This is a genomic window from Pseudomonas sp. SDO55104_S430 (genome assembly GCF_054070595.1).
In genome coordinates this window covers 1-8,161 of record NZ_JBSVXG010000241.1, presented here as the reverse complement: position 1 = coordinate 8,161, position 8,161 = coordinate 1, and the positions used below count along the sequence as shown (strand labels likewise).

11 protein-coding genes are annotated in these 8,161 nt (G+C 62.3%); 2 read left to right on the top strand and 9 right to left on the bottom strand.

What is annotated here, in order from left to right; all coding sequences use genetic code 11:
* Positions 1 to 83: 83 nt before the first annotated feature.
* The 9 genes from ACW9JE_RS26225 to nrdR form a co-directional block, all read right to left on the bottom strand.
* On the bottom strand, positions 84 to 821 hold the full coding sequence (locus ACW9JE_RS26225) for a substrate-binding periplasmic protein (RefSeq protein ID WP_457434386.1): 738 nt from the start codon (positions 819 to 821) through the stop codon (positions 84 to 86).
* A 38-nt stretch (positions 822 to 859) separates the two neighbouring features.
* Positions 860 to 1,363 carry a phosphatidylglycerophosphatase A family protein gene (locus ACW9JE_RS26220; protein ID WP_175377122.1) on the bottom strand — a complete coding sequence of 168 codons (504 nt, stop codon included), beginning with the start codon at positions 1,361 to 1,363 and terminating at the stop codon, positions 860 to 862.
* The gene (gene thiL, locus ACW9JE_RS26215) at positions 1,360 to 2,325 is read right to left on the bottom strand and encodes a thiamine-phosphate kinase (RefSeq protein ID WP_457434385.1); all 966 of its coding nucleotides are present in this window, start codon (positions 2,323 to 2,325) and stop codon (positions 1,360 to 1,362) included. The genes ACW9JE_RS26220 and thiL overlap by 4 nt, the downstream gene beginning before the upstream one ends.
* A 28-nt stretch (positions 2,326 to 2,353) precedes the next feature.
* Positions 2,354 to 2,854, bottom strand: coding sequence for a transcription antitermination factor NusB (nusB, locus tag ACW9JE_RS26210; RefSeq protein WP_008000432.1), 501 nt, complete (start codon positions 2,852 to 2,854; stop codon positions 2,354 to 2,356).
* Positions 2,851 to 3,327: a 6,7-dimethyl-8-ribityllumazine synthase gene (gene ribH, locus ACW9JE_RS26205; RefSeq protein ID WP_224541369.1), complete on the bottom strand. Its 477-nt coding sequence runs from the start codon at positions 3,325 to 3,327 to the stop codon at positions 2,851 to 2,853. Before ribH ends, nusB begins: the two co-directional genes overlap by 4 nt.
* A 91-nt stretch (positions 3,328 to 3,418) precedes the next feature.
* Entirely contained in the window at positions 3,419 to 4,510 is a 1,092-nt protein-coding gene (gene ribBA / locus ACW9JE_RS26200; protein WP_224541371.1) for a bifunctional 3,4-dihydroxy-2-butanone-4-phosphate synthase/GTP cyclohydrolase II, read from the bottom strand.
* Between the two features lie 23 nt (positions 4,511 to 4,533).
* Positions 4,534 to 5,199, bottom strand: coding sequence for a riboflavin synthase (locus ACW9JE_RS26195; protein WP_175377117.1), 666 nt, complete (start codon positions 5,197 to 5,199; stop codon positions 4,534 to 4,536).
* A 47-nt stretch (positions 5,200 to 5,246) separates the two neighbouring features.
* A complete protein-coding gene (gene ribD / locus ACW9JE_RS26190) occupies positions 5,247 to 6,380 on the bottom strand; it encodes a bifunctional diaminohydroxyphosphoribosylaminopyrimidine deaminase/5-amino-6-(5-phosphoribosylamino)uracil reductase RibD (protein WP_457434384.1) in 1,134 nt (377 codons plus the stop codon).
* Positions 6,377 to 6,841, bottom strand: coding sequence for a transcriptional regulator NrdR (gene nrdR / locus ACW9JE_RS26185; RefSeq protein ID WP_162634909.1), 465 nt, complete (start codon positions 6,839 to 6,841; stop codon positions 6,377 to 6,379). Before nrdR ends, ribD begins: the two co-directional genes overlap by 4 nt.
* A gap of 127 nt (positions 6,842 to 6,968) precedes the next feature.
* Here nrdR and ACW9JE_RS26180 point away from each other — a divergent pair, with 127 nt between their 5' ends.
* Together ACW9JE_RS26180 and ACW9JE_RS26175 are read left to right on the top strand one after the other, a co-directional pair.
* Entirely contained in the window at positions 6,969 to 7,433 is a 465-nt protein-coding gene (locus ACW9JE_RS26180; RefSeq protein WP_224541376.1) for a YbaY family lipoprotein, read from the top strand.
* Positions 7,430 to 8,086 (top strand): class I SAM-dependent methyltransferase, encoded by a 657-nt coding sequence (locus ACW9JE_RS26175; protein ID WP_457434383.1) that lies wholly within the window; start codon positions 7,430 to 7,432, stop codon positions 8,084 to 8,086. The genes ACW9JE_RS26180 and ACW9JE_RS26175 overlap by 4 nt, the downstream gene beginning before the upstream one ends.
* Positions 8,087 to 8,161: the final 75 nt, after the last annotated feature.

The window sequence follows — 8,161 nt, the reverse complement described above, 5'->3', positions numbered from 1 at the left end:
ATCGAGCGAGGATGTCGGCTGATATGACGCTTTCGCGAGCAAGCCCGCTCCCACAGGGGGTCATCGCCAACCGTGGAACAACGTCAATTCGCAGGGAACGGATAAGGCTGCTTCCAGTGCTCGAAAACCGGCTTCAACTCGCCGCTTTTCACCAGCTTCTCCATACGCTCATCGAACAGGGCCATCAGCGCGCGGGCCTGGGGCGTCTTGGCGAAACACAGGTAAAGCGGCAATTCCGCAATGTGAGTGCGACGGAACTGGGAGGGATCCTTGGCTCGGGTGAGGACATAATCGACTTCGGTCAGCGCATCGATGTAGTAGTCAACGCGCTTGTAGGTGAGCATCGAAACGATGCCGGTGCGGCGGATCACTTCATCGTAGTGGCGGATGTTGGGCAGGTAGTCCTGATAATCGTAGCCACGGACCCAGGCCAATCGGTAATCACCCAGGGTTTCCAGGGTCGGCACCGGAGTGCTGGCCAGGCCCAGGGCGTAGATATGATCGGTATCGAAATTCCAGTGCGGGTAGAGCAGCGCTTCAGACTCGTCGCGATAGGAGCCGACACAGGCGTCCACTTCGCCACGCTCGGCCAGGCCGATGGAGCGCAGATAAGGTTCAGTACGGATATCCAGTTTGACGCCCGCAGGCTCGAAGACTTTGCGCAACACGTCCCAGGCCAGACCCTGGCCATTGGCGGCGGTGTAGTCTTCCCAATCCTCGCTGGCCAGGTGAATCACGGACGGCGTGGTCGCGGCCTCCTCCGCCTGGGCGAATGAGCAAAACAAGGCCAGCACCAGCACCATCAACCCGCGTAGAGCCATCCCTAGTTCTCCCAGTAATCGCCTTTTAACCTCTCTGGTCAGGCGAACATCCACACCAACCCTTGCATGGCCAACCAGGCAAATACACCGGCCAATACGTCATCGAGCATGATCCCGACGCCGCCGTGCACATGCCGGTCGACCCAGCGTATCGGCCAGGGTTTGAGAATATCGAAGAAGCGGAACACCAGGAAACCTGCCAACAGCCACTGCCAACCTTCCGGCACCAGCCACAGGGTGATCCACATCCCGACCATTTCGTCCCAGACGATGCCTTCGTGGTCGTGCACACGCAAATCGTCGGCCACCTTGCCGCACAGCCAGAAGCCGAACAGCATGGTGATGCCCAACATCAGCCAGTAGCCCCAGTCGGGCAACATTTGCCATAACGGGATAAAGGGTAGCGCAACTAACGACCCCCAGGTGCCCGGTGCCTTTGGCAAGGTGCCCGAGCCGAAGCCGAACGCCAGGAAATGCCATGGATTGCGCCAGACCGACGGCGGTACGAACTCCGCCGGGACCTGCTTGGGATGGTCTGTCACGGTGTCTCCCGAAAATGTTGATAGCCCCGGATTTGCGGGGTGATGTCTTGTCCGTCCGCATCCAGCAGGGTCACGCCCTGCCCGCTCACTACACGTCCGACCACATGGACTGGCCATCCATCGGCCAGCATCGCAGGCAACTCGACGGACGGTAGGGTGAAGGCCAGTACGTAATCGTCGCCACCACTGAGAGCGGCGTTCTGTGCGCCCGTTTCACCGAGAAAAGCCCGTAGCGCCGCCGACATCGGAAGGCGCTCAAGCTCGACTTGCAGGCCGACGTTCGACGCCAGGGCAATGTGCTCGCAATCGGCGAGCAGGCCATCGGAGATGTCCATCGCCGAGGTCGCCTTGCCACGCAGCGCCTGACCCAACGCCAGCTGCGGTTGCGGCGACCAGTAATGCGCCAGCAGCGCCTCGGCGATGGCCGCCTCGGCAGCGCGCTGGCCAAGCACCAGCGGCAAAGCCCCGGCCGCATTGCCCAAGTCACCGCCCACACACAGCAGGTCCCCGGGTTGCGCGCCGCTGCGGGTCAGGGCCAGGCCGGCCGGCACGCGACCGAACACGGTCATGGTCAGGCTCAACGGCCCACGGGTGGTATCGCCGCCCACCAGGGCCACGCCACAGTTTTGCGCCATCTGGTTCAAACCGCGGGCATATGCTTGCAGCCAGTCGGAGGTCACCGCCGGCAAGGTCAGGGCAAGGGTAAAGGCAACGGGAGTGGCGCCCATGGCGGCCAGGTCGCTGACCGCTACAGCCAGCGAGCGCTGACCGAGCAGAAACGGGTCGCAGGGATCTGCGAAATGCACACCGGCCACGAGGGTGTCGGTGGAAATCGCCAACTGCTCCCCAGGGGGAACAGCCAGCAAGGCGCAGTCATCGCCGATTCCGAGAGCAACGCCTTCGCCGCCTTGCGCACAAGGCGCGGCGGCGAAGAAATTGCGGATCAGCTCAAACTCACCCATGGACTGGTGTCGGCACTTCAAGCGCCAATCAGCGCTTGAACGCCTTCACTTCAGCTTCACGCAGACGCGGTGCCAGCTTGTCGAGTACACCGTTGACGAACTTGTGGCCGTCGGTGGAACCGAAGACCTTGGCCAGTTCGATACCTTCGTTGATCACAACGCGGTACGGCACGTCGACGCGCTTGAGCAGCTCCCAGGTGGACAGGCGCAGAACCGCCAGTTCAACCGGGTCCAGCTCTTCGATGGTCAGGTCCAGGCAAGGCTTGAGCGCGGTGTCGATTTCGGTCTTGAACTGCGGAACCCCGTGCAGGATTTCGCGGAAATAGGCGCCATCGACATCGGTGAAATCGTTATCGACCCGGAACTGCGCTTCGATCTCGTTCAGCGACTGCTTGGCCATGTGCCATTGATACAGCGCCTGGGTCGCGAGCTGACGAGCTTCGCGACGCTTGACGCTTTTCGATGGCTTGCCGGCATCCGCAGGCTTTGGATCGCGCGGGTTGAAACGATCGCTTTCGTCGCTAATCACTTGGCCTCCAACTGCGCCAGCAGGCTGACCATTTCCAGAGCGGACAGGGCAGCTTCAGCACCTTTGTTACCGGCTTTGGTGCCGGAACGTTCGATCGCTTGCTCGATGGAATCAACGGTCAGCACGCCGAAAGCGACCGGAACGCCGAACTCCATGGACACCTGGGCCAGGCCCTTGGTGCATTCGCCTGCCACGTATTCGAAGTGCGGAGTACCGCCACGAATGACCGCGCCCAGGGCGATGATTGCCGAGAACTCGCCCTTTTGAGCGACTTTTTGTGCAACCAGCGGGATTTCGAAGGCGCCAGGGGCACGGATGATGGTGATGTCGCTTTCGCTCACGCCATGGCGAACCAGGGCATCGACTGCACCGCTGACCAGGCTTTCAACGACGAAGCTGTTGAAACGGCCTACTACCAGAGCGTAGCGGCCTTTAGGGGCGATGAACGTACCTTCGATGGTCTTCAGGGTCATTCGATAGATCTCTTAAAGAGCCGGGACGCGTCTTCTACGCGCCCCTCAGTGATATTTGAACCGCGAATTGCTGGCCGGAAACACCCGGTCATTATTCGGAGGGCACGTATTCTACAACTTCCAGATCGAAACCGGATATCGCATTAAATTTCATTGGCGCCGACATCAGGCGCATTTTGCGCACGCCAAGGTCACGCAGGATCTGCGAACCGGCACCGACAGTGCTGTAGGTAGTCGGTTTTTTCACCGCCAGTTGATCGGCGGTTTCACGGATGTGCGCCAGCAACACGTCGCCATCGAGCGGGTGACCGAGCAACAACACCACCCCGCTGCCGGCCTCGGCCACCGCGGACATCGCGGCGCGCAGGCTCCAGCGGCCCGGTTGCTTGACCATCAAAAGGTCGCGCAGCGGGTCCATGTTATGCACGCGAACCAGGGTCGGTTCCTCGGCGCAGACATTGCCCAGGGTCAGGGCCATGTGCACGTCGCCTTCCACCGAATCACGATAGGTCACCAGGTTGAATTGGCCCAGTTCGCTGTCCAGAGGCTGCTCGGCAATCCGCTGAACGGTACGTTCGTGAATCATCCGATAGTGGATCAGGTCGGCGATGGTGCCGATCTTGATGTTGTGTTCGGCGGCGAAGGTTTCCAGTTCGGCGCGGCGGGACATGGTGCCGTCGTCGTTCATCACTTCGCAGATCACGCCGCTCGGCTCGAAACCGGCCATACGCGCCAGGTCGCAGGCAGCCTCGGTGTGGCCGGCGCGAGCCAGAGTGCCGCCGGCCTGGGCCATCAGCGGGAAGATGTGTCCAGGGCTGACGATGTCTTCAGCCTTGGCGTCCTTGGCGGCAGCCGCCTGCACGGTGCGCGCGCGGTCGGCGGCGGAAATGCCGGTGGTCACGCCGGTGGCCGCTTCGATCGATACGGTGAACTTGGTGCCGAAACCGGAACCGTTGCGCGGCGCCATCAACGGCAGCTTGAGCAGCTCGCAACGCTCGCGGGTCATCGGCATGCAGATCAGGCCACGGGCGTGCTTGGCCATGAAATTGATGTGCTCGGGCTTGCAGCACTCGGCGGCCATGATCAGGTCGCCTTCGTTCTCGCGATCTTCGTCATCCATGAGGATGACCATCTTGCCTTGGCGGATGTCTTCAACCAGTTCTTCGATGCTATTGAGCGCCACAAGGCACCCCCTTCTTTCAAAATTCAGGATTTGAGGTAGCCGTTTTGGGCCAGGAAGCTTTCGGTAATGGTGCTGCCGGCTGCAGGTTCCGCCGCCTTGTCGCCCAGCAGCAGGCGTTCCAGGTAACGGGCGAGCAAATCGACTTCCAGATTCACCCGACGGCCTGGCTGGTACGACGCCATGATGGTTTCGGTCAGGGTGTGGGGAATGATGGTCAGCAGGAACTCGGCGCCATCGACCGCGTTTACGGTCAGGCTGGTGCCGTCGACGGTGATCGAGCCTTTATGGGCGATGTACTTGGCCAGCTCTTTCGGTGCGCGGATGCGGAACTCAACGGCCCGGGCGTTCTCGGTGCGGGCAACCACTTCACCCACGCCATCGACGTGGCCGCTGACCAGATGCCCGCCCAAGCGGGTGGTCGGTGTCAGGGCTTTTTCCAGGTTGACCGGGCTGCCGCTTTTCAGGTCGTTCATGGCAGTGCAGTCGAGGGTTTCACGGCTGACGTCCGCCGCGAAGCCGTTGCCCGGCAGCTCAACGGCGGTCAGGCACACGCCGTTGACCGCAATGCTGTCGCCCAGTTTGACGTCGCTCAAATCGAGCTTGCCGGTTGCTACATGGACCCGCACATCTCCGCCTTTTGGGGTCAATGCACGAATACTGCCGATGGATTCGATGATGCCGGTGAACATGGGGTTCTCCTCGAGAACAGAGCCAGCGCTGTAACGATGGCCGGGAATTATACGCTCGCCGCTGGCAAAGGAATGGCAGTGACTCGCCAGTCATCGCCCACCGCGCGAATTTCAGTGATTTTAAGTTCCGGCGCATCCTTCATTTGCGCGAGCGGCCAGTCCAGCAGCGGCCGGGCCGTGGAGCCCATGAACTTGCCGGCGATGAAAATCTGGAACTCATCCACCAGACCGAGCTGAGCGAAAGCGCCCGCCAGCCGTGGACCGGCTTCGACCAGCACTTCGTTGATGCCACGGTTGGCCAACTCGACCAGCAACTGACGCAAATCGACCTGGCCATCGAAGCCAGGCACGATCAGGCATTCCGGACCGTTGGCGTGTTGTTCCTCGACCGCCACGGAAGTCGCGATCAGCGCCGGGCCTGCCTTGAAGAACGGCGCATCCGGCGGCACCCGCAGGCGACCGTCGACCAATACACGCAGCGGCGGCCGGCTCATGGCCAGCGCGGTTTGCTCAGCATCCAGCCCCAGCTCATCGGCGCGCACGGTCAGGCGGGCGTTGTCCGTCAACACGGTATCGGCGCCGGTCAGCACGGCACTTGCCTGGGCGCGCAGACGCTGAACCGCCGAACGCGCGGCCGGGCCGGTGATCCATTGGCTTTCGCCGCTTTCCATCGCCGTGCGGCCGTCCAGACTCATGGCCAGCTTGACCCGCACGAAGGGCAAGCCGTGCTCCATGCGTTTGAGGAAGCCTTCATTGAGCTTGCGCGCCTCGCCTTCCAGCACGCCGCTGTCGGTAGCGATGCCGGCCTGCGCCAGGCGTTGCAGGCCGCGACCGGCAACTTCCGGATTCGGGTCCTGCATCGCCGCCACGACCCGCGCCAAGCCAGCGTTTACCAGAGCGTCGGCGCAAGGCGGCGTGCGGCCATGATGGCTGCAAGGTTCGAGGGTCACGTAGGCGGTGGCGCCGCGGGCCAGTTCACCGGCGGCGCGCAGGGCGTGGACTTCGGCATGGGGCTCGCCGGCGCGCACGTGCCAGCCTTCGCCGACAACCTGCCCGTCACGGACGATCACGCAACCGACCCGCGGGTTGGGATGAGTCGTGTAATGGCCGCGGCGCGCCAGCTCCAGCGCGCGGACCATGTAATGGGCGTCGAGGATGGCTTGCTCGGCAGGCGTGGTCATTCTTTCTCCGGCTCCCGGGCCAGGCGATCGATCTCTTCGCGGAACTCGTTGAGGTCCTGGAAGCGGCGATAGACCGAAGCGAAACGGATGTAGGCGACTTCATCGAGCTTTTTCAGCTCGGTCATCACCAGCTCACCGACCACGAGGGACTTGACCTCGCGCTCGCCGGTGGCGCGCAGTTTGTGTTTGATGTGCACCAGCGACGATTCGAGGCGTTCGACACTCACCGGGCGCTTTTCCAGCGCACGCTGCATGCCGGCGCGGAGTTTTTCTTCGTCGAACGGCTGGCGACTGCCGTCGGTTTTGATCAGGCGCGGCAACACCAGTTCAGCGGTTTCGAACGTCGTGAAACGCTCGCCGCAGGCCAGGCATTCACGCCGGCGGCGCACCTGTTCGCCCTCGGCGACCAGACGCGAGTCGATGACCTTGGTGTCGTTGGCACCGCAGAAGGGACAGTGCATGGTGGCAGGCAACAAAAAAAGGGAGGGCCATGGTAGCGCATCCCGGTGGCAAGACAAGCCATAGGCTTTGCGGTATACAGACGGCATGATCTGTCGATCCATGGATTTCACGTTTCCGGAGCTGCCCATGTCGTTACGCCCGCTCGTATTGCTCAGCCTTTTCAGCCTTCTGGTGGCCTGCGGAAGCGATGCACCCAAGCCTCAGCCGCCGACGCCAGGCCCTGCACCGCAACAGGCGCAGAAAAAAGCCAAGGAAGCTGCCGAGCTCGGCCCGCTGCCCGCGTATCAACGTGAGTTGAGCGGCACCCTGCAAGGCGTGCCGGCCGGTGCCGAAGTCGAACTGGCGCTGCTGGTGATCGACGAAAAGGATCGCCCGCAACAGTTGCTCGCCAGTTCGAGCCTGATCGGCACCAATCAAGTATTGCCGTTTCACCTGCGTTTCAACCCGGAAGCCTTTCCAATGGGCGCGCGGGTTGAATTGCGCGGTCGTGCCAGCCAGTCCGGCCAATTGATCCTGCATCTGCCGTCGCAGTTGATTACGCAGCCCACGACACAGATGCTGGGCCAACTGCAATTCGTCAAAGCCCCATGAGTGCACCGCTCGACCTGCAACAGGCGTTGAGTGAACTACTGGGCGATGCGCGCCTGGTCGCCTGCGACCTGCCGGACACCGAGCTGAAGCTGTGGCTGATCGACGGCGACAACATGGACCGCGCGTTCAGCCCCGAGGAAACCCGGCGCATCCTGCATGAACCTCCCTACTGGAGTTTCTGCTGGGCCAGCGGCCTGGCCGTGGCCCGTTACCTCGCCCAATTCCCGGAATGGGTCAAAGGCAAGCGGGTGCTGGATTTCGGCGCCGGCTCAGGCGTGGCGGGAATTGCCGCGGTAAAGGCCGGGGCGCTGGAAGTGGTGGCCTGTGATCTGGATCCGCTGGCGATTGCGGCCTGTCGGGCGAACGCCGAACTCAATGATGTACAGCTCAATTACTCGACGGATTTCTTCGCCGAGGCCGATCGCTTCGATCTGATTCTGGTGGCGGATGTGCTGTACGACCGGGCGAACCTGCCGCTGCTCGATGAATTCCTCAGCCGTGGCCGGCAAGCGCTGGTGGCGGATTCGCGGGTGCGGGATTTTCGTCATCCGTTGTATCGACGCATCGAAATGCTCGAGGCCATGACCCTGCCGGATCTGTGTGAGCCGGAAGAATTTCGGCATGTGAGCCTTTATCACGCGCAACGGACCTGAAGAGCTTCGCGGGCAAGCCTCGCTCCTACAGGTCCCCCGTTGTCTGTAGGAGCGAGGCTTGCCCGCGAAGACGGC